This is a genomic window from Methylocaldum sp. GT1TLB, assembly GCF_051027445.1.
In the GTDB taxonomy this organism is placed as follows: Bacteria; Pseudomonadota; Gammaproteobacteria; order Methylococcales; family Methylococcaceae; genus Methylocaldum.
Map to the genome: position 1 here is coordinate 4,650,126 of NZ_CP194898.1, position 20,971 is coordinate 4,671,096.

General features: G+C 56.9%; 19 protein-coding genes. 9 read left to right on the forward strand and 10 right to left on the reverse strand.

The window, feature by feature from the left end:
• Nucleotides 1-11: 11 nt before the first annotated feature.
• Entirely contained in the window at nucleotides 12-404 is a 393-nt protein-coding gene (locus ACR2R1_RS20485) for a DoxX family protein (RefSeq protein WP_346425827.1), read from the reverse strand.
• A 15-nt stretch (nucleotides 405-419) separates the two neighbouring features.
• Nucleotides 420-806 carry a DUF504 domain-containing protein gene (locus ACR2R1_RS20490; protein WP_240502351.1) on the reverse strand — a complete coding sequence of 129 codons (387 nt, stop codon included), beginning with the start codon at nucleotides 804-806 and terminating at the stop codon, nucleotides 420-422.
• A 131-nt stretch (nucleotides 807-937) separates the two neighbouring features.
• Here ACR2R1_RS20490 and ACR2R1_RS20495 point away from each other — a divergent pair, with 131 nt between their 5' ends.
• The 4 genes from ACR2R1_RS20495 (at nucleotide 938) to ACR2R1_RS20510 (ending at nucleotide 7,442) form a co-directional block, all read left to right on the forward strand.
• Entirely contained in the window at nucleotides 938-1,708 is a 771-nt protein-coding gene (locus tag ACR2R1_RS20495; protein ID WP_156879476.1) for a GGDEF domain-containing protein, read from the forward strand.
• Nucleotides 1,705-4,512 carry a class I adenylate cyclase gene (locus ACR2R1_RS20500; RefSeq protein ID WP_434111723.1) on the forward strand — a complete coding sequence of 936 codons (2,808 nt, stop codon included), beginning with the start codon at nucleotides 1,705-1,707 and terminating at the stop codon, nucleotides 4,510-4,512. The genes ACR2R1_RS20495 and ACR2R1_RS20500 overlap by 4 nt, the downstream gene beginning before the upstream one ends.
• A gap of 162 nt (nucleotides 4,513-4,674) precedes the next feature.
• Complete coding sequence (locus ACR2R1_RS20505) at nucleotides 4,675-6,396, forward strand: SLC13 family permease (protein WP_434111725.1); 1,722 nt, start codon at nucleotides 4,675-4,677, stop codon at nucleotides 6,394-6,396.
• A 32-nt stretch (nucleotides 6,397-6,428) separates the two neighbouring features.
• Nucleotides 6,429-7,442 (forward strand): FAD:protein FMN transferase, encoded by a 1,014-nt coding sequence (locus ACR2R1_RS20510; RefSeq protein WP_156879479.1) that lies wholly within the window; start codon nucleotides 6,429-6,431, stop codon nucleotides 7,440-7,442.
• A gap of 5 nt (nucleotides 7,443-7,447) precedes the next feature.
• Here the strand turns inward: ACR2R1_RS20510 and ACR2R1_RS20515 are convergent, their stop codons facing one another.
• The 3 genes from ACR2R1_RS20515 to ACR2R1_RS20525 all read right to left on the reverse strand — a co-directional run bounded on the left by ACR2R1_RS20515 (nucleotide 7,448) and on the right by ACR2R1_RS20525 (nucleotide 9,253).
• A complete protein-coding gene (locus ACR2R1_RS20515; protein WP_156879480.1) occupies nucleotides 7,448-7,870 on the reverse strand; it encodes a hypothetical protein in 423 nt (140 codons plus the stop codon).
• A gap of 118 nt (nucleotides 7,871-7,988) precedes the next feature.
• Nucleotides 7,989-8,690: a TVP38/TMEM64 family protein gene (locus tag ACR2R1_RS20520; RefSeq protein ID WP_077727909.1), complete on the reverse strand. Its 702-nt coding sequence runs from the start codon at nucleotides 8,688-8,690 to the stop codon at nucleotides 7,989-7,991.
• A 215-nt stretch (nucleotides 8,691-8,905) separates the two neighbouring features.
• Entirely contained in the window at nucleotides 8,906-9,253 is a 348-nt protein-coding gene (locus ACR2R1_RS20525) for a hypothetical protein (protein WP_240502352.1), read from the reverse strand.
• 385 nt (nucleotides 9,254-9,638) lie between these two features.
• Here ACR2R1_RS20525 and rtcA point away from each other — a divergent pair, with 385 nt between their 5' ends.
• Entirely contained in the window at nucleotides 9,639-10,712 is a 1,074-nt protein-coding gene (rtcA, locus tag ACR2R1_RS20530; RefSeq protein WP_156879605.1) for an RNA 3'-terminal phosphate cyclase, read from the forward strand.
• A gap of 9 nt (nucleotides 10,713-10,721) precedes the next feature.
• Nucleotides 10,722-12,446, forward strand: coding sequence for a DNA polymerase/3'-5' exonuclease PolX (gene polX, locus ACR2R1_RS20535; RefSeq protein ID WP_086133069.1), 1,725 nt, complete (start codon nucleotides 10,722-10,724; stop codon nucleotides 12,444-12,446).
• Between the two features lie 215 nt (nucleotides 12,447-12,661).
• Here the strand turns inward: polX and yihA are convergent, their stop codons facing one another.
• Entirely contained in the window at nucleotides 12,662-13,288 is a 627-nt protein-coding gene (gene yihA, locus ACR2R1_RS20540; protein ID WP_086133070.1) for a ribosome biogenesis GTP-binding protein YihA/YsxC, read from the reverse strand.
• Between yihA and ACR2R1_RS20545 the strand changes: the two genes are divergently transcribed.
• The 3 genes from ACR2R1_RS20545 to ACR2R1_RS20555 all read left to right on the forward strand — a co-directional run bounded on the left by ACR2R1_RS20545 (nucleotide 13,287) and on the right by ACR2R1_RS20555 (nucleotide 15,713).
• Nucleotides 13,287-14,015, forward strand: a complete 729-nt coding sequence (locus ACR2R1_RS20545) for a c-type cytochrome (protein ID WP_434101741.1) — start codon at nucleotides 13,287-13,289, stop codon at nucleotides 14,013-14,015. The genes yihA and ACR2R1_RS20545 overlap by 2 nt on opposite strands.
• Nucleotides 14,016-14,172: 157 nt before the next feature.
• Complete coding sequence (locus tag ACR2R1_RS20550; protein WP_156879481.1) at nucleotides 14,173-14,820, forward strand: DsbA family protein; 648 nt, start codon at nucleotides 14,173-14,175, stop codon at nucleotides 14,818-14,820.
• Between the two features lie 65 nt (nucleotides 14,821-14,885).
• Nucleotides 14,886-15,713, forward strand: a complete 828-nt coding sequence (locus ACR2R1_RS20555) for an endonuclease/exonuclease/phosphatase family protein (RefSeq protein WP_240502353.1) — start codon at nucleotides 14,886-14,888, stop codon at nucleotides 15,711-15,713.
• 180 nt (nucleotides 15,714-15,893) lie between these two features.
• Here the strand turns inward: ACR2R1_RS20555 and ACR2R1_RS20560 are convergent, their stop codons facing one another.
• From ACR2R1_RS20560 to ACR2R1_RS20575, 4 genes are all read right to left on the reverse strand, one after another.
• Entirely contained in the window at nucleotides 15,894-17,129 is a 1,236-nt protein-coding gene (locus tag ACR2R1_RS20560) for an ATP-binding cassette domain-containing protein (RefSeq protein WP_086133071.1), read from the reverse strand.
• Between the two features lie 90 nt (nucleotides 17,130-17,219).
• Nucleotides 17,220-18,014 carry an FRG domain-containing protein gene (locus ACR2R1_RS20565; RefSeq protein ID WP_077727916.1) on the reverse strand — a complete coding sequence of 265 codons (795 nt, stop codon included), beginning with the start codon at nucleotides 18,012-18,014 and terminating at the stop codon, nucleotides 17,220-17,222.
• A gap of 446 nt (nucleotides 18,015-18,460) precedes the next feature.
• Nucleotides 18,461-19,744: a heme biosynthesis HemY N-terminal domain-containing protein gene (locus ACR2R1_RS20570; protein WP_133717002.1), complete on the reverse strand. Its 1,284-nt coding sequence runs from the start codon at nucleotides 19,742-19,744 to the stop codon at nucleotides 18,461-18,463.
• Nucleotides 19,741-20,970, reverse strand: coding sequence for a uroporphyrinogen-III C-methyltransferase (locus tag ACR2R1_RS20575; RefSeq protein ID WP_156879482.1), 1,230 nt, complete (start codon nucleotides 20,968-20,970; stop codon nucleotides 19,741-19,743). The genes ACR2R1_RS20570 and ACR2R1_RS20575 overlap by 4 nt, the downstream gene beginning before the upstream one ends.
• Nucleotide 20,971 lies beyond the last annotated feature (1 nt).

Sequence of the window (20,971 nt, forward strand, 5' to 3'; positions counted from 1 at the left end):
CCGGGCAAATCTCAATACCGGCCCTGTCGCTTGTCCAAACTCAGATCGCCGGGGCCATGGGCAAAAATGACCATGAAGCCTCCGGCGATCGCTATGTTCTTCAAGAACATGATGGTTTGCACCTTGTCGCCGAAATTAAGGTGGAAGAGCAAGGCCGCCGCGATGGAGAAACCGGCGAGGGCTAGGGCAAACCACCGCGTGTACCAGCCGATCATGATGGCTATCGCGCCTCCGATTTCCAATGCGATAACCAGCGGCAGCAGCATGCCCGGTACCCCCATCGATTCCATGTAGGTTTGGGTTCCGGCAAAACCGCCGATCTTGTTGAAGCCCGACAACAGAAAGATGATGGACATGAAAATTCGTCCGATAAGTTCTGCGTAACGAGACATATTCGCGGACATGCGGCCCCCTTTGAATTAGTGCGTACGTTGCCAGATAAGCTCTCCGTTTCGATATACCACTTTAATGCGGTGGAGTGGAATAGTGTGCGTTTCACCTTCGGAATCGGTGAGTTCGAATACGCCGGGGCGATCCCCAGGAAAGTCGATCCGTTTTAACGGTGTCACCACAATCGTCTTTTCGATGCGGTCGTAGTAGCCGATAGCGAATTCGGCCCGCGCGAAGTCTTCATCCCAGCGGATGCGGTTGAGTAGATCTCGGATGGGAAGCATCGCCGTAATCTGTCGTTTCGATCGCTCTTTATTAATCAGGCCCGTAAATACCCTCCTGGTATTTCGGGCCGCCGCCCAGGCCCGGTACACGCCCGGCCTGGGCTCACGCGGCTTGTCGCCGCGCCGGGGCATCCCTGCCCCGGATTAACCCGGCCTATATTTATAGGCCGGGTTAATAGACCGTTACTCGGGTCGTGTGGCGGGCAGAACTTTCGCGGCCGATTAAAATTAAACCTGTTGAATCGAATTTAGTGAGTAACCCCATGCAGAAAGCCTTGGTCGAGGCGCTGGATCGGGCGCCGATGGGCGTTGCGATTATGCGGGATCGGCGAATTTTATGGGTGAACGAACGTTTGGCCCAGTGGTTCGAATTGGCGCATCATTTGGACGGATGGGCCCCGAAGACTGCGGAGGATATCGGGCTGGCCGTTCTGTTCGCTGGCGACGATAGGCTTTGCGTCACGCGCGGTGGCGAGCAGTTTTGGCTGCAGCGCGAGTGCGCCGCTCTCGCTGACGGCAGCGAGGCTTATTTTTTCCATGATGTGACCGAAAACGTGCGGATCGAAACGGCTCGCGGCCGTCTTCAAGAATTGGTCAACACCCTGCACACCAAGGACTCGGAAACGGGGCTTCTGAACCGGAACGCGATTCTTCAGGCTTTGGAAGGTCACGTGAGCCGCAGCCGGCGCTATGGCAACGCCTTGTCGGTGATTCGCGTCACCCTGCAGCCGCCCCGTGGCGCATCGCTGCCGGAAACCACGCTGCGCGAAATCGCTCAGGAATTCAATGCGCAGCTGCGATGGGCCGACCAAATCGGCCGCCTCGATGAGACGGCTTTCCTTTTGATTCTTCCCGAAACCGTCCGCACCGATGCGGAAGCGCTTGCCACCAAGTTCGGCGCAGAACGCGTGGCCTTGGCCGGCGCGGAAATGTGGCGGATCGATTGCGCGGTCGCCTCCTGGCAAAAAGGAGACGACGCGCGAAAACTCATGCAGCGTCTTCATTCCGAGCCATACGGACCGAAATTATCGTGACAGCGACCACTTTGCGAGCGATAAGGCTCGGCGGACCCGGCGAGGAAATCGATCGGAAGAGTTTGGCCGCCATCGTTCGGCGCTTCCAAAACCTGCATCGGCTTCAGTTGCAGCGCATTCAGGAATATCAGACGCCGCGTCAGCGGGATTTTCTCGATTTGTTGCCGCTCTTGTTTCACTGCAATCACCCGATGCTGCCCGGTTACGTCTCGTCCGAGACGCCGGCCGGCATCCAGGACTATGTTCCCGCCCGCCGGACGCTGCTCGCCGTCAGGCGGCTGACCAAGAGTTTCGAATACAAGCGGCGCGCGCTGACCGAATATCCGATCCATGGCATATACCTGATGGGCAGTGTCAGCAGTGTTGCCTATTCCAGGAAAAGCGACCTCGATATCTGGCTGTGTCATTCGGGCTCGTTGGACGAAAGTCAACTGGACGAATTGCGTCGCAAAGCGGCCGGCGTGGAAAAATGGGCCCAATCCCTTGGATTGGAGGCCCATATCTTCTTCATCGATAGCGAACGGTTCCGTCTCGGCATCGGCACCCCGATTTCTTCCGAAAGCTGCGGCAGCGTGCAGCATCATCTGTTGCTCGAAGAGTTCTACCGCGCCAGCGTCTGGCTGGCCGGTCGCGCCACCGCCTGGTGGCTGGTGCCGCCCGACCAGGAGGCGCGGTACGGAGAATATCTGAACCACTTGAGAGAAAAACGCTTTGTCAATGAAAACGATTTCATCGATTTCGGAGGGCTTGAATATATCCCGCCCGACGAATTTCTCGGCGGCACGCTGTGGCATTTGCACAAGGCGATCGATGCACCGCACAAGTCATTGCTCAAGCTATTTCTGATGGAGAGTTACGCCAGCCAGTATCCCCACACCCGATGGCTCTGCGCCCGGTTGAAGGCGGCGGTGTACGAGGGGAGTCTGGATGACCGCGAGCTCGACTCATATATCCTCATGTATCGGGACGTCGAGCGTTATTTGTTGGCGGGGGGGGAGCGCGAGCGGCTGGAGTTGGCGCGGCAATGCTTTTATCTCAAGCTCAACGAATTGGTGAGGTTTGGCGGGGGCACCGAAGCGGAGAAACGCCGTCGGCAAGAGATTCTGACCGCCATGGTCCACGCCTGGGGATGGCCGTGTCAACGCATCCGGGATCTGGACGAGCGGCGTCACTGGACCGTGGTCAAGGCTTTGCAGGAGCAAAAAGTCATCGGCCACGAATTGACCCGGAGTTATCGAACCGTGAGGCAGTTCGCGGCGGAGCATTCCGAGATCGCAGGTCCGGCCGGAGAGGAAATCAAGCTTTTGGGGCGCAGACTTTCCGCCGCTTTGGAGCTTAAACCCGGTAAAGTGGAAAGGCTGAGCCTCGATAGCGGCGACTGCATCGAACCTAAAGATTTCTCAGTGCACGAAGTCCGCCTGGCGGACGGCGAAATGGGATGGATCTTATACTCCGGACGGGTGGCATCTGCGGATGCGGGCAAGGCGCCATATCTGAAAAAGGCGCGCAGCCTGGTCGAACTTTTGGCCTGGCTGTCGTTCAACGGACTTTACGATCGGAGCGCCAACCTCTTTCTGGAAACCGTCGAAAGCGCATTGACGCTTTTGGAACTCAAGAACAATTTGCGTGCGTTGAACCGTTTTCTCGCGTCGCACCAGAGCGAGCCGGAACATCTGGACGACTACGGCCGAGCCCCGCGCGTGATTGCCGCAGCGTTGTTCGTCAACCTGGGGATCGACGTCGATGCCGAGCGCCGCGACGGAATCAGACTGGCCAGCGATCGTCATGATGCGCTGAGTTATGGCTACGAGCGGACGAACCTGATTCATCAAGTCGATGCCGTCATTTTGACGTCGTGGCGGGAAACCCTGGTCAAGCGTTACCAAGGTTTGGTCGGATTCCTCGATTGTCTGGCGGATCTCATCAACGAATCGCTTTCCAATGAATCGCACGTCGAGTGCTTCTGTTTCGTTGCCGGGCGGGCCCGAACCATCGCCCTGAGAGTTCAGGAGCTTTATCGGGATTTGAGGGCGGCGTTTTCGAGTCCGGACCGATCGCTACGCTATATCCTGCGGGGCGGTTCGGAATTCTACCTATTCGATAATCAGGGGACGAGCGTCCGTTTTTGGGGCGTACCCGACGTGGATCGCTTGTATAGCGAGCTGTCCGCTCCCCGATCTATGTTTTCGCCGGTCATTTTCGATCGCGCCGCCCTCGAAAATGACCCTTTGCCTTTGATATACGCTCATAATCGGCCGGGAGTTATTCAAATCTTTTGCCAACCGGAATCCTCGCAGGTAAAGGTTTACATTCTGGACGAGCGGGGTTCGTTGTTCTACCGTAGCCACGAGGCGGTCGGACCCCAGCTCTTGCTGGGGCCTTATGCCTCGTTTCTCGGCGACATCTTGCAGCGCTATGTACTGGCCGCCGGCGGGATCGAATATTACGTGGTGGAACATCAGGCGTTCGGCGGATACAGCGTGAAATCCGCCGGTTTCCAGCCCAACCCGGACAGTCGCATGCTGGAAATTCGAGTATTCGCTCAAGAGACCGCGCCTGGCCGCGTGGCCTACACCATTTTCTGCAACGACTCGGAGTTTTCTTCCATGGATGCGGGACAGGACGTATTTTCCATGGCGGCGGCCCATATCATGCGGCTTCGTCAGAGCGGGGAACGCTATCCCATCTATATCACCGACATCGACTTGCCGCTTTCCATTCTGGGCGTGGACACGCCGGAAGAGCTGCAAACCGTTCACTTTCTCAAATTCAAAGAGAAGGTCGAGGAACGCTTGAATGCCTGATTATCTGTTATAAAAAAAAGTGTTTCTATTCTTTTTTGTAATTTGAATCCCGTCTAAAATGGGCCGTTTTTCAACGGCAACGATCTTTCCCGAGGCAAAAAAACGGTTATGGGTGGACAAGCTTGGCTCGCGGTCGGCGTGGTTTTGGGGTGCTTAAGCTTAATGCTTTTCACGTCCGCCGCGCCTGAGCTGATACTGCTGGGCGGAGTCGTGATGCTACTCGTATCCGGTGTACTGACGCCGGATCAAGCCTTGAGCGGTTTTTCCAACGAAGGCATGATTACCGTCGCGCTGATGTACGTGGTGGTGGCGGGTATCCGGGAGACCGGTGGCGTCGATATGCTGGTCCAGCATGTGCTCGGGCGCCCGAAGTCCCTGCGGGGGGCGTTGCTGAGGCTGATCGTGCCGGTCACGTCGGTTAGCGCCTTCATGAACAATACGCCCTTGGTGGCTGTTTTTCTGCCTGCCGTTCTCACCTGGGCCAAGCGCCTGCAAATCTCGCCTTCGAAACTGCTGATTCCGCTGAGTTACGCGGCGGTCGTCGGCGGAACGATCACTTTGATCGGCACCAGCACCAACCTGATCGTCAACGGGCTTCTACTGCACAGCAATAGGCCGGGGCTAGGATTGTTCGACATCGCCTGGGTTGGTATTCCGTGTTCGATTCTCACGATGATCTACATTTTGTTGTTGGCGCCCAAGCAGTTGCCCGAGCGCAAACCCGCCAGCGCCGTGTTCGAAAATCCCAAGGAATATACGGTCGAAATGTCGGTCGAGGACAATGGAGCCTTGGTGGGTAAAACCATCGAAGAGGCCGGTCTTCGCCATTTACAAGGGCTCTATCTGGTCGAAATCGAACGTGGCGATGAAGTGTTGGCGGCGGTCGGACCTTACGAGCGCCTCCAGCCCGGCGATCAACTGGTTTTCGCGGGCGTGAGCGATTCGGTGGTGGAATTGCAGCGGATCAAGGGTCTGCTCCCGTCGGCCGACAAGTCGTTTACCCTGGAGGACAGAAAGCACCGCGAGCGCGTATTGGTGGAGGTAGTCGTTTCGCCGCAATGCGCGCTGGTAGGCAAAACCATCAAGGAAGGCCGTTTCCGCATGGTCTACGGCGGCTCGGTGATCGCCGTGGCGCGCAACGGTCAGCGTATCTCCGGTAAAATCGGCGAAATTCGCTTGGAGCCGGCGGACACGCTGTTGCTCGATGTCCGCCCGCCTTTCCTGGAGCGGCATCGGAATTCCAACGATTTTCTTCTGATAAGTCAGGTATCCGAGTATTTGCCGGTTCGTCACGAGCGTGCAGGCATGGCCTGGTTGATTTTGGCCGCCGTGGTGCTGAGCGCTTCTTTCGAATGGTTGAGCATGCTGAAAGCGGCCCTGCTCGGTGCGGCCGCCATGCTGCTGACGGGGTGCTGCTCCGTGCCGACCGCCAGGAAAAGCCTGGACGGTCAGGTGTTGCTTGCCATAGCGGCTTCGTTCGGTCTCGGCAAAGCCCTGGAGGTATCCGGTGCGGCATCGGGAATCGCGCAGGGTTTTCTGAATCTCGCCGGAGACAATCCGCTTTTGGTGCTGGTGCTGTTTTATTTCTTGACCGTCGTGCTGACCGAACTGCTCAGCAATAATTCGGTAGCGGTATTGATGTTTCCCCTGGCTTTGGCCATTGCCGACAAACTGGATGTCAGTTTTTGGCCGTTCATCGTTGCCGTAATGGTCGCGGCGTCCATGGGCTTTTCTACCCCGATCGGCTATCAGACCAACTTAATGGTTTACGGTCCCGGCGGTTATCATTTCAGCGATTTCGTTCGCTTCGGCGTTCCTTTGAACATTCTGATGGGGATCGTGGCGCTGAGTATCATTCCCTGGGTGTGGCCGTTTTATCCATAGCACCGGCCGCACGTTTCATTCGGTTTTTTCTCATGACGTTTCGATACATCTCTTGTCTGCTGATCATCTTAAGCTTTACCGGCTGCGAACGAGCGGCCGAAACCGAGCTTTCCGGGGCGATTCAGGGTACGACCTACCACATCAAGATGGTGATGGATAAGGTCGAGGCGACGCCGGAACAGGTCAAGACCGACGTCGAAGCCGTGTTCAAGCTGGTCGACGAAAAACTGTCGAATTGGCGCGAGGACTCGGAAATTTCCCGAGTGAACCAGCAGAAAACGACCGACTGGATTTCGGTCTCTCCGGAAATCATCCGGCTGGTGGCGATCGCGAAGGAGGTCAACCAGCGCTCGGCAGGCTGCTACGATCTTACGGTAAAGCCCTTATTCGATCTGTGGGGTTTTTCCAAGCACGAAAACCGGGTGCCGGAACAGGGCGAAATCGACCGGACCTTGGCTCATGTGGGCATGAGCAAATTGGAAATCGATGCGGAAAACGGGCGTATCCGCAAATCGGATCCCGAACTCACCATCGATTTGTCGTCCATCGCGCAGGGCTATACCGTGGCCGCCGTGGCCGATCGGCTCGAAAGCCGGGGGATTCACAATTATCTCGCGGAAATCGGCGGCGAGATGAAGGTCAAGGGGCGCAAAGCCAACGGGGCGGCTTGGCGGGTGGCTATCGAAAAGCCCACGCCGCTGGTGCGGGAGGTCCAGCGCATTCTGGACATCCATCAGGAAAACGGCGCGGCCGTGATGACGTCCGGTACGTACCGAAACTTTTTCGAATCGGGCGGGCAAGCTTACTCCCATATCATCGATCCGAAGACCGGTCGTCCCGTGACCCACAATCTGCTGTCCGTCACCGTTCTGCATGACGATCCGACTTTGGCGGATGCCTGGTCGACGGCTCTGTTATGCGTGGGTGAAATCGAGGGAGCCCGGATTGCCGAAACGGAGGGACTCAAGGCCTTGTTCATTTACCGGGACGGTCAGGAACTCAAGGAGCATATGAGCAGCCAATTCATGAGTGCTCCCGCGCCTTAGTTTTTTTAGATCCCTGAGCCCCGCCGCTTCGGTTCGGAAGTACGTTCCGTGCGCGGTTCGGCCATCATGTGCTCGCCGAAATAATACAGGATGTGCGAGGCGCCCAGGTAAACCAAGGCGAAGACGAAGATCTGGCTGATGGGCAGGTCGTTGAGCATGGCGTACAGCTCGACGCCGCCTGCGGTCAAAAGAAAGATGAGTCCCATAAGCAGCGCTTCGACGCGGCTCCCCCGGCGATAACGGAAGTACCACAGCACTATCTGGCTGATCAATAGATAGCCGACGACGATGAATAGGTTGTTCCGCATAGGGCCGTAGAATCCCTCCGCTTCCGGAATGACGAGGTTGAGATTGCCGAGGACAGCGATACCGCCCAGGATCGACAACCAGACGGCAAAATGGAAATTGAGGGTGATCGCGCGGTTCATGGATTTTTCCGATCGCTTGTTGAATGGCTCGTTCCTTCGAGAGAGCGGGAAGGCGATGAGTTCCCGACCCTGTCAAGACGGTGGAACCACGTTTGCCGTATCGTTGCGGCCGCGTCGTTTACTCGGGTTCAGTGTGGTTTTTTCGTAATAGAGCGGGAAGCACGATCAGGAGGCCGAGGAGCGTAAAGCTGAGAATCACTTCCGGCGACCAGATATCTTTGATGTCGCTGATTTCGCCCAAAGCCTGTCCCAAGTTGACGTAAACGAAACTGCCGGGAATGACGCCGATCAGCGTGGCGAGGAAATAGGTGCGGGCAGTAATGTTGGTTACGGCCGGCGCCAGATTGACCAGCCAGAACGGAAAAAGCGGAACCAGTCTCAGGAAAAGCAGATAGCGGAAAGCGTCGCCCTCGAATCCTTTCACGATTTTCGTAGCCATCGGAGACTTCGACAATTTGGCGCGGGCAAGGTCGGCAAAAACGAAGCGTGCCGCCAAAAACACCAGCAAAGCGCCCAGGGTCGACGCGATCACCGTCACCAAGGTGCCCAGCCAACGTCCGAACAGCAAACCCATCGTCAGCGACAGTATCGCTCCAACCGGAATGCTGAATGCCGTCGAAGCGACGTAGAGGGATGCCGAGGCGAGCAGCATGAGTAGGTAATGCCGCTCGGTAAATTCTATGAGCCGATCACGATTTTCCTTGATGAATTCGAGGCTAAACCATTGATTTCCTCCGAGAGCGAAGAAGGCGGACAGCACGGCGACGAACAGCAGGACCAGTCCGATTCTGCCGTAGAAGCGCTTTAGTTGGTCGGGCATGACGCGTTCTCCGGGGGAAGCCGAGGTCAGTATACAGGCGGTCGGAGTAACGCGAAAATTGGGCGACAGACTGCTTCGCCGAGTCCGTTTTCAAGGAAGCGCTACTGAACTCGACGGGCATTCGCGAACCATTTTTTTCAGGCGCGATGGCCGAAAAGAATGGTATCCGTGTTTCCGCCGGCCCGCCCGGCGGTCGGGCAGGCCGGCAAGTGAAATTACCGCTTCATTCCGTTTTTCAGCGCGTTGAACAGGGCATTGCCTGCAACCGTGTTATCGCTGCCTACCAAAACCATGATCATCAAACCGCCGTCCGTCTTCAAACATTCAACCACTCCGGTGATATGTTCGCTCCATGAGCGGACCGAGTCCTCGTCCTTGCTGATTCTGCCTGCTTTCTCGGCGTTTAATATCGATTCGCCCTTGTTGACGCAATCGGCTTGACTCATGGTTCCTCCGTCCAGGTGATCCCACCACATGCTGGGTGCTGCTGCGGAGGCGTTGAAGGGCAGGCTGCTCATCAACAAGCAGGCGAAGAAGGGAATAACGAAGTTTCTTGTGGACATGGGAAAATCCTCCTTGGTTCTGTCCGGTGAGGGCCGAATCGGTCGGTGACCCTCATTCCTAGAGACTTATTAACCCGGCCTATAAATATAGGCCGGGTTAATCCGGGGCAGGGATGCCCCGGCGCGGCGACAAGCCGCGTGAGCCCAGGCCGGGCGTGTACCGGCCTGGGCGGCGGCCCGAAATACCAGGAGGGTATTTACGGGCCTGATTAATAAACTACCACCGCCCCGGTGGTTTCTATCCTGGGCAGCATTCGCTCGGCAGTCTCGGGAAGTATGCGGCGCCTTGCCTAGCATCTTAATTAAGCCACCGAGGAGTATTTCATTGCAATGATGAACGCTCGTTCTATTGATCAAAATTCTTGAGGAATAGATGACTGAGACCATGGATCGCATCGTTATTGACGGTTCCTACGGCGAAGGCGGCGGGCAAATTCTTAGGACCACGCTCTGCCTGTCCACCATTACCGGCCGTCCGGTACGTATCGAAAACATCCGTGCGAGGCGGAAAAAGCCGGGATTGGCTGCCCAGCATCTGACGGCGGTGTTTGCGGCGGCTAAGCTTTGCGATGCCGAGCTGAGCGGGACCGAATTGGGTTCCAGGACTCTGACGTTCACGCCGCGGACAAAGCCAAAGGCCGGCGACTATCTCTTCGATGTCGCGAAAGCGAGGCAAGGCGGCAGCGCGGGAGCAGTGTCGCTGGTACTACAAACGGTGCTGCTGCCTTTGGCGTTGACCGAAGGCGGCTCACGGGTCGAGTTGCGGGGCGGAACGCACGTGCCCCTGAGCCCGCCGTTCGATTATCTTCATGACGTGTGGCTCCCTTATTTGAAGCTCATGGGCGTACGCGCCGAACTCAGTCTGGAACGATCCGGCTGGTACCCGGTCGGAAAGGGTGAAGTGCTGCTGGAGACGAGAGGAACCGGAATAGGAACGAGAAAGAGGCTGCACTCTCTTAATGTGCCGGATCGAGGCGAACTCGTGGAGATTTCCGGCCGGGCGCTTGCCGCCAATCTTCCCGAGCACGTGGTCAAACGCATGGCGGACCGAGCAGAGACCATACTGCGACGAAAAAACATGTCTTGCGAGATCGACGCGGTTTCCGTTCAGGCGGCCTGTCCGGGGGCGGGGATTTTCCTCGTCGCGCGCTACGAGCGTTCTCTGGCCGGTTTCAGCGCCTTGGGCGAGCGGGGGAAGCCGGCGGAGCAAGTCGCCGAAGATGCCTGCGCAAAACTGTTGGAGCACCATCATACGAATGCCTCGGTGGACGAGCATCTGGCGGATCAATTGGTGTTGCCTTGCGCTCTGGCCGACGGCGAGTCCGTTTTTTCGGTCGATCCGATGACCCGGCATCTTTCGACCAATGCGTGGGTGGTGGAGCGTTTCGGTATCGCCGAAGTCGAATTGATATCGACCTCGGCCACCGCCGGTTTGGTGCGCGTCTTTCCGAATCCGTGAGTACCCGCTATGCCCATCCGTAACGCCGACATTGCCGCGATCTTCGAGGAAATCGCCGATCTTCTGGAAATCGACGGTGCGAACGTGTTTCGGGTCCGCGCCTATCACAACGCGGCCCGCATACTCCAGGAATTGGGCAAGGACGTTCGCGCGATGGTGCAAAAGGGCGAGGACCTGACCGAATTGCCGGGCATCGGCGCCGACTTGGCCGGCAAGATCAAAGAAATCGTCGACACTGGCCACTGCAAGACGCTGGACGAGCTTCACAAACGGCTGCCGCCGGCCATCGCGGAACTTTTGAAAATCCCCGGATTGGGTCCAAAGCGAGTCAGAGCGCTCTACCGCGAACTCGGTATTCAAACTCTGGCTCAGCTTCGGCGTGCGGTACGCGATCATCGAATACAGGCACTTCCCGGCTTTGGTGAAAAAACCGAGATGCACATCGCCGACGCGCTGGAGGCTCATGGTGGCGGAGCCGGGCGTTACACGCGCGTCGCCGCCGAGCAATACGCGGCGCCTTTGCTCGATTATTTGAACGGGGTTCCCGGCGTCGAGCGGGTTGTGATTGCCGGCAGCTATCGCCGTGCCAAGGAGACGGTGGGCGATCTCGACATCTTGGCGGCGGCGGAATCGGGAAGCCCCGTAATGCAGCGTTTCGTCGAGTACGAGGACGTTGCGGAGGTTTTGTCACAAGGTCCCACGCGCGGCAGTGTGTTGCTGCGCGGCGGACTGCAAGTGGATTTCAGAGTGGTTCCGGCGGAAAGCTACGGCGCGGCTCTGCATTATTTCACCGGCGGCAAAGCGCATAACATCGCCATTCGGCATTTGGGGCAGGAGAGGGGCCTAAAAATCAACGAATACGGGGTGTTTCGAGGCGACGAGCGGGTTGCGGGCGATACCGAAGAATCGGTCTTTGCCGCTGTGGGATTGCCCTTTATCCCGGCGGAATTGCGGGAAGATCGGGGCGAAATCGAAGCGGCCCGAGCGGGTAGTTTGCCGAAGCTGGTCGAACTGTCCGATCTCAAGGGCGATCTTCACGCTCATACCAAAGCATCGGACGGTCACAATACTATCCCGGAGATGGCTGAAGCCGCGAGAAGCCATGGCCTGGAATATCTCGCCATCACCGAGCATTCCCGCCGGCTGACGGTAGCCCATGGGCTGGATCCGATCCGCTTGCTCAAGCATATGGACGAGGTCGATCGGCTGAACGAAACCCTGGACGGCATCGTTCTCCTCAAGGGCATCGAAGTAGACATATTGGAGGATGGCGATCTGGATTTGCCGGACGATGTGCTCAGCCGGCTCGATATCGTCGTCGGTGCGGTACACAGCCGATTCGATCTGCCCCGGAACAAACAGACCGAGCGGATTCTTCGCGCGATGGATCATCCCTATTTCACCATTCTGGCGCATCCCTCCGGGCGATTGATCGGTCGCCGAGAGCCCTATGATGTCGACATGCTTCGCATCATCCGCAAGGCCAGAGAGCGAAGGTGTTTTCTCGAGCTCAACGCTAATCCGGAGCGCCTCGATCTTGCCGATACTCATTGCAAATTAGCCAAGGACGAGGGTGTGCTGATCAGTCTCAACTCCGACGCGCACAGCACCCTGGACTTCAGGAATCTGCGCTACGCCGTCGGACAGGCCCGACGCGGCTGGCTGGAGTCCCGTGACGTGCTGAATTCCCGCAGCTTGAAGGAACTGCGTCTGCTGCTTCGCCAGACCTTTTAGCGTCCGAAACGAGGCGCATCGTCTCCCGAAAAGTGAGAGCTCATGACAAAGCGGTTGAACTTTTATCCATAGGGGCGGTCACAACGATTAAGTGTCAGGAACGACGCGAACTACTCATCTCCTCCCTTTGAGTAGTGTCATTCGCCCGGCATCCCCCCCAAGCCGGGACTTCGCTCCGAGGTATGTCCCCCCATTTGCCTCGGAGCTTTTTCTTTTTATGGGGCTTTGGCCTCTTGCGATTGAGGTATCTCCAGCCAGCGGTCCAACACGGACCAAGCTTCCTCCAATCCAAACCGCTTGAGTGCCGAAAAGAGCTGAAGGCTGACCGTTAATCCCTCTTGCGCGTTCAATTCGGCTTCAACCTTGCGCAAGGTTTGGAGCGCAGCCCCCCGGCTGAGTTTGTCCGCCTTGGTCAAGGCGATGTGCAGCGGAAGCTTCCAGTGATGGCACCACTCGATCATGCGGTGATCGAAAGGCGTCAGAGGATGGCGGATGTCCATCACCAGAAATACCCCGCGTAATGATCGGCGCTCGCTGAAATAAGACTCCAGAGCCTGGCGCCAGTTCTTCTGGATCGCCTCGGGTACCTGGGCATAGCCGTAGCCGGGGAGATCGACCAATCGTCTCTGATCGTCCACTTGGAAAAAATTGAGCATCTGGGTCCGCCCCGGCGTTTTGCTGACCCGCGCCAGCGATTTCTGCTGCGTGATGACATTGATCGCGCTCGATTTTCCGGCGTTGGAGCGGCCCGCGAAGGCGATTTCGAAGCCTTCGTCCGGTGGCGCATTTTTTACGCTCGGCGCACTCGTCAGGTACCGGGTATTTTGATAAGCGGTTTTCATGAGAATCGAATCGGGAAAGCTGTTGACTTTTGTAGTCTACCTGTATTTGATTGGCGCTCTAAAAAACGAGCCGCAGGTCGGCGTGAGAGAACTTTATTTGGTTTGCCAGAGCGAGGAGTCAATGATGGGGAAGTGTGCATTATGGGTTTGTTTCATTTTGTTGAGTGGTCATTCCCTCGCTTATGCTCAAGGAAATGCGGCGGCAGGAAAGGAAAAATCGGAGCCCTGTGCCGGTTGCCATGGTGACGACGGAAACAGCAATGCGCCTATATTTCCCAAGTTGGCCGGTCAGCATGCTTCATATCTTGCGAAGCAGTTGCACGAATTCAAAAGCGAGAAAAGAGCCAATCCGACCATGACCGCGATGGCCGAGCCTCTGTCCGACGCGGATATAGACGACATCAGCGCTTACTATGCCCAGCAAAAGACCACGCTGGAAAAGGCAGAGGCGCCTAATCCGCTAGGAGAGACGATTTACCGCACCGGCAATGCCTCGTCCGGCGTTCCGGCTTGCGCCGGTTGCCATGGCCCGGACGGCGCCGGCAATCCGTCCGCGAAATTTCCTGCTCTGCGCGCCCAGTACGCCGCTTATCTCGAAAAGACTTTGAGTGATTTCAAGGCAGGTGCTCGAGCCAACGATGCAAATTCTATCATGCGCGCGATCGCGGCTAAGTTGAGCGACGAAGAAATTACCGCTGTGTCCAGTTATACGTCGGGATTACGATGAGATCCGCCAGTCGAAATCGCTCATTTTTCGGTATTGTCGGCACATTTTTTATGGTTTTCGGTTTAAAATCCCTACCATTGGGCGAGTCCGGGCGAAAGTTCGGCTCGATTCTCGATCATTTTTGCGGTTCGGATCATTTCAGAGCGGAGCTTGTTTAATGAAATCGGCGTTGAGTTTGCTGGCTTGCTTGGTGTTGTTTTCGGCTACGGCTTTTGGAGCGGCTAAGGCGGAGGAGTTCAAACAAGGCGTCGATTACGAGTTGGTGAATCCGCCGCAAACAACTGTCGATCCCTCCAAGGTCGAGGTCATGGAGTTCTTCTGGTATGGCTGCCCCCACTGCTATCACTTCGAACCGGATTTAAATGCCTGGCTGAAGAAGAAGCCGGATAACGTGGTTTTTATTCGACAACCTGCCGTTTTCAATGCACGCTGGGCGGCTCACGCCAAGGCATACTATACGGCCGAAGCGCTCGGGGTACTCGATAAGGTCCATGCCGATTTGTACGACGCCATCCAAAACAAGAAGCAAGCTCTGGAGAGCGAGGCGGAGTTGGCCAAGTTCTTCGCCGATCATGGCGTCGCCGACGGCGATTTTCGCAAGGCCTATAAATCGTTTGCCGTGGATACGAAGATGAGGCAGGCCGAAACCATGGCGGCGCGCTACGGTGTGACGGGAACGCCCAACGTCATTGTCAACGGGAAATACCGAATCGCTCCTCAGCAGGCCAAATCGTTTCCTCGGATGATCGCTATTATGAACGATTTAATCGAAAAGGAATCCAGTGGGGCAAAGGGTGCCCAATAATTGTGTTTACATGAAAGAATCAACATTATGCAGCCGGGGTTACCGGCGAGCAGGTTGGGGGTATCGTGTCACTTAGTACTGTCATGACATCTCGGGCTGTTGCGAGTTCTTTGGAGGCTACCGCGCCGATTAACAAGCGGCGTGTCAGATTCGCAAGTTTCAATATTCAAACGGGCATCACAACGTCCAGTTATAGGGACTATATCACCGGAAGCTGGCGGCACATCTGGCCCTCTCAGAAGAGACTTCCGAATCTGATTCGAATCGCTCATCTTCTCAAGCCTTTCGATATCGTTGGTCTTCAGGAAGTCGACGGCGGCGGCGCACGCAGCCATCACATCGTTCAAACCCAATATCTCGCGGAAACCGCCGGTTTTGCCTATTGGCACAACCAGGTCAACCGACGCATCGGCAATCTGGCCCTGCACAGCAATGGGCTGTTGAGCCGCATCAAGCCCGACTTCATTCATGACTATAAGCTCCCTGGCCTGCCCGGTCGGGGCGCCTTGCTGGCCCGCTTCGGGGCGGTGGGCGACGATGCGTTATATCTGTGTATTCTGCATCTGGCGTTGAGCAGGCGTGCCCGGCTCAAGCAGATCGCGTTTATCAGCGAATTGATCCGCGATCTGTCGTATGTCGTTTTGATGGGAGATCTGAACTGCGAGCCGAATTCGCCGGAGCTCAATCTTTTAACTTCCGCAACCGAGCTCTGCGACCCGATGTGTGAGTTGAAGACATTTCCGAGCTGGCGCCCGCATAAAATGCTCGATCACATTTTGGTAACGCCGAGTCTTCAAGTGACGAATGTCCAGGTGATCAATTTTGCCTGCTCGGATCACCTGCCCATCGCGATGGAAGTCGAATTGCCCGATCAGTTGGCGGTCGCTGCCTGAGAGGCCGCACCGGAGGTAGGTCGGCAATCCCTTGTTGCGGGCTATGTGTGCATTTTGGATGTAAGCCGCAGGTCGACAGCAGGTTTGTCGGCACAGGATTGCCGACCTACGACTTATTTTGGCCTGACTTCTGGGGGGCGCGCCGAGTTCTCAATTCGCACCGCTGCGGCGAAAATTGTACTAGCCCATCCCATCCGCACCCGAGACTGTCGCATTCATCACAAATAGTCCTTCGTAAGCTCGCTCGTCTTTCTGGGTGACGGTCAGCGTCAGCAGACTCCCGCAATAGCCGAGCCAGCCTCCGGCCGAGGCGAAGCCGCCCGCGACGCGGTAAATTCCGGGCGTCAGCGACAGGAACGGCAACGTTAGCCGTAACTGTCCGCCAGCCGGTTTAAGTGAACCCCGGTTGCCCTCCATTTCGGAATAGATGGAAGCGAGCAATATGCCGGTCTGGGTCCAAAATTGGAGCACCAAGCCGGCGGATTCCACCGGTACCGCGGCAGCATAGCTCAGTTCAAAATCCACGGATTGCCCGGTGAAAACCTTCACGCTGTCCGTGTTTTCCTGTCCTTTGACTGCTAACGTTCGTATCGAAGCCGCTCCGGTAAAATCCGCCGGCATCTCGGGAGCGTTTTCCAACGGCTTGAGTTGCCGATTGAGATAGCCTATCGATTCGTAATACTTGAGAAACAGCTGGTCGGTTTCCCCGAACGCCAGCGCCTCGCCATCGAAGAGGAGCAGGCAGCGGTCGGCCACATGCCGAATATTCATTTCCGAGTGGGATACGAATAGAATCGTCGTCCCGTTGTGTTTAAGGCTGTTGAGCCGCTCCAGGCAACGCAACTGGAAGGCGACGTCGCCAACGGCCAGGACTTCATCGACGAGCAGGACATCGGTCGGGACGCAGGTGGCGATCGAGAATTCGAGTCGTGCGTACATGCCGTCGGAATAATGCTTGACCGGCGCGTCGATCGACTTTTCCAGTCCGGCAAAGGCTACGATGTCGTCCAGTTTGGCGTCGGTTTCCCGTTTGTCGAGTCCCAGTTGCGCACACTGGATATAAATGTTTTCCCGGCCGGTCAGCATGGGCTGAAGCCCCGTGCCGAGGCGGATCAAGGACTTGATCTTACCGCGCATGGCTATGCGGCCTCGATCGGGCCGGTAATCCCGATTCACCAGTTTCAGCAGCGTGCTCTTTCCGGCTCCATTGGGGCCGATGATTCCGATGCATTCGCCGACCCGTCCGGCAAAGGAGACATCGCGTAACGCCCAAAACTCTTCGCTTCGCAAACGCTCCAACGGTTTCAGGCGGAGCATGCTCCGGGATGCGTCTTGGAAGCCATAGAGCAGATCGGCTTTCAGTGACCGGCGAAATTTTTTTCCGACGCCATCGAACAGAATTGCTGGCTGAGACACGGTTGGTCTGGATTGTGAAAACAAGTAAGGCGTCAGCGATTAAAGGCTTGATGTAAGGCTGTAAACGCGATGCTTAAGCCGGCTGTCCGTTTAGTGCGTACGGCAGGGACCCGGTCCGTAATAGCGTTTCAACCATCGACTCAACCCGTCGAGGCCGGGGAAGAGCATCCGTTCGGTGACGTTGTCCTGATCGAGTTTGTCCCGTACTTCCCATTTAATTTCTTTCGGGATGATGATGCGGTAATAAAGGGCTGGATGATTCAAAAGAAATTCGCTGAGGACCAAGGTTGCGCCGGGCATTGCCGACATGATCGCGCCTTGGTTGACGATGCGGGCGTCCAGCGATGGCGGCTCGAAGAACAGCACGAAGCGGCCATTCTCGGCCAAGCGGTCGAATTCGTCTAGAGACTGGATGAATTCCAGCATTTCGACCGAGAACAAAAATGCGGATTCGCGGTTGAGCACTTCGCGAAGCTTTTCCGGCAACAGGGATCGGGCCTCGACGACATTGATGCACCAGATCGCAGCATCCCGGTCGTAATATTGCTCCTCGGCAGTGGCAAAATGCACTGCGACCTTAGGCGAAATGGTCCAATCCAGAAGGCGGGTCGGTAAGCCGTAGTGCTGAGCAACGGCCAACTGCACCCAGAGCGTTTCCGCCGGTATGGATCCGGGCTCCGCATATTTCCGGAAGCCCCGCAACATCGGCTTCTCGACGTTGATGTAATCACCCCCGAGCCGCAACAGGCTGTTTTCGAGTCCCCAAGAGGCGTCGGCCAAGCCTCGGTAGACGAGATCCGATCGATAACGTTGAAGAGCATTTTTCGGGATGTCGTACAGAGCCCGCATCAGCTCGGACCAATTCGCGACTCGAATGTCGTTCATGACGTTTTCCATGTCGGGGGGAGCAGGCGATGGTCAAGAGATATCGATTCGTATCGTAGAGCACATTCTAGTTCGATGTACCGACTATGGGGTACACTTCCTTACGCCCATCTTGCAGATCGCTTAGGGCACCTTGGTGTAGGGCGCATTAGCTTTAGCGTAATGCGCCGAATGGGACGGCTCCCCATGCGGCGGAATACGCGAGTACGCTATTCCGCCCTATACCAGCTTCGACAGGGCTCAGGACACGCATCGTTCTTCGCAGGCCCAGCCCATCCTATACCGGCCATCATTGGAAAACGGAAAGCCGCACAAAACAGGATTCCACTAAACGGCCGGAACAATAGCATGCCGCGCTTGTGTATACTCTACGAAGCAGCAAGATGCGTGTGTCTCAACGGGGGGAATCCGGATGGCTGCTCTGTTGGTCGCAAAACACATCTCTTTTACTGAGCCGCGCTCGAAACAAGCTCTTCCTCCACCGGCTCCATAGCCTCCCCGGACGGATTCTGCTCGATCTGAGCGACCACTTCGCTGGAAGCGAACATCAATCCGTTGCGATAGTAATGGCAGGCGGCGGCGAAGTCGTTTTGCTGATGCAGCACGTCACCCAAGAGCTGGTAGGCTTCGACGCTGGGTTCCACGTTGAGGCTTTTTTCCAGGTAGTCTTTGGCCTTATTCCAAAGCTTGCAGTGGATGGCGAGTTTGCCCAGTACCCTGAACAGAACGGCATCTTTCGGATGCGGTCCCAGCCAGGTTTCCGCATGCTTGAGCTGCTTTTCCCGGTCGGATAGCTGGATGCAACCGTAGAGAACTAGAAGGGTCTCGTCCCACTCGTCGCCGAGAGCGCGGCGCAGCTCGTCCTCGATTTCCTCGCCGGCACCGGCTTCGATCATGGCGGCGAAATAGAGGGACTGAATTCCCGTGGATGCGCGAATGTGCTCGGGAACGGTCGCCCAAACCTCCCGCAAGGCGGTAACGTCGCGAGATTCGGATTTTTGTCTGATCAGAGCGCTGTAGGTTTCCGTTTCGAGCAGTTTGACCTCCGCTTCCATCAAAACCTTGTTCTTGTGCAAGGCGGGAAGCAGGCTGCGCAAACTTTCCCAATCTTCCATTTGGGCATAGGCTTGGTGAGTCAGCCTCAAGACAGCGGCGTGGCTCGGGGCGATCTTGTTCAGATGAGTCAGAGACTCCAACGCTTCCTCGAATTGCTTGTTGGACAACTGCAATTCCGCGCGGGTCAGGCCGACCGCTAGCTCCGACTCGGGCGCGATTTCACGGGCCAGCTTCAAATATTCGTCCCGCTGTTCGACGGCGCCTCGTGCATGTGCGGCCCGTGCGGCGGTCAGATAGTTGATGAGCGGCGCGCCGCTGTCTGCGGCATGGCGGATCAGATTCCGCTCCGCCTTCTCCCAATTGCCCTCGGCCGTTTCGATGAGCCCTGTGATCAAGGCTTCCTGGGAACGCTTGTTACGAAGTTCGCCACCGCGCTTTTTGAGGACTTTGGGAATGCTCATCGCCTGCAAGACGACGCGGACCAAAAAGTAGAACAGAACGAAAGCGACGATCAAAGTGACCAGGATCACGAGTAGCGAGGATTCCAGCACCCAGCGATCGTAGCCGATGATGACATAGCCCGCGTCGCCGGCGATCAATCGGCGGTGAACGAAAAAGCCCACTCCGACGGCGATCGAGACGGCGATCAGCGCATAGATGAAGGCTTTTTTCACGGCTGTGCTCCCGCAGGTTGTGCCTCGCCGGATTGCTTTTCCCCAGTGGCCTTCGTCTCGGCCTGCTCGGCTTCCAGACGTAGCTTTTCGATGTTCCGCAAGAGAGTTAACGACTTGCTGATATCCGGGAATGGCATGCGAATCGGCTGGTCCGCCAGTGCGCTGATTTCCGCGGCGACCTCCTGGGTTTTTTTCGCGTCGGGATCGAAGTGCTCGTTCAGCCACTCGCGCGCGGAGGCCAGATTGGCTTTGTACATCTCTTCGTCGCCTCGGAGGAGCGCCGCTCGGCCCGTTTCCAGCTTGAGCAGCAGAACTTGACGTAGCGCCTCCGCCTGCTCCGGATGGAGAACGGCATTTACCGGCCGATCGGTGCGGCGTATCGTTACCAGGTCCTTGATATTGTCCAGCGCGGAACCGAGCGGCCCTTCACCTTCAGCCCCCGCGGCGGGTTCGGCCGTTTCGGGGGTGTCGTCGTGTTCGCTGACTTTGCCCGCATGGGGTAAGAACAGGGGAATATCCTTGGCCTTGCTTTCAAGAGCCAGCAGTCTGGAGGAAAGTCCTACGATATCCGGAGCGTTGAGCCGCCGGAGAGTTTCGATTTCCTCGGCCAACGCTTCCCGGACTTTGAACACCGCCGGATCGCCGCTGTCGTGCAGGCGCTGGTCCGCGGCCTCCATGGCAGCAATTACGGCTTTCACGTCGCCGATCAGGTGAAGTTTTTGGTTGGCGATGCTCAGAAGGTACTCGGCGTCCGCTACCAACAAATCGCCACGGGTCTTGTTGAGCTGTCGTTGGATGCGCTGAACCGATTCATTCAGTTCGTTCCGCGTCAGGTTCAATCTCTCGTTGAGCTGGGCGGACTGATCGCCGATCAGCCGCTCGAATTTCGAATCCTCCGTCGTCACCTGAGATTGAAGGGTGGCGAGCTGGGAGTGCAGTGTGGCCATCTCGGATTGCATCGCGCTCAACTGCCGCGTGAACTCCATGATTTGCTGGTCCTTGCTGGTCAATTGGCCGCCCAGACCTTCCTGCTTGGAGCGTAGCTCTTGAAGAAAGTACCAGCCCCCGGCGGTAAGACCCAGTATGCCGAGCAAGATGAGATAACCGATCCACGCGAAGCTGCGGGATTTCTTGGGGGGGGCGGCAGATGTCTTTACGGCCTCGGTTTCCGCTCCATTGGCGGGCTGGCCGGTGGCCGACATCAATTCGTTATTTACGTCAACCAAT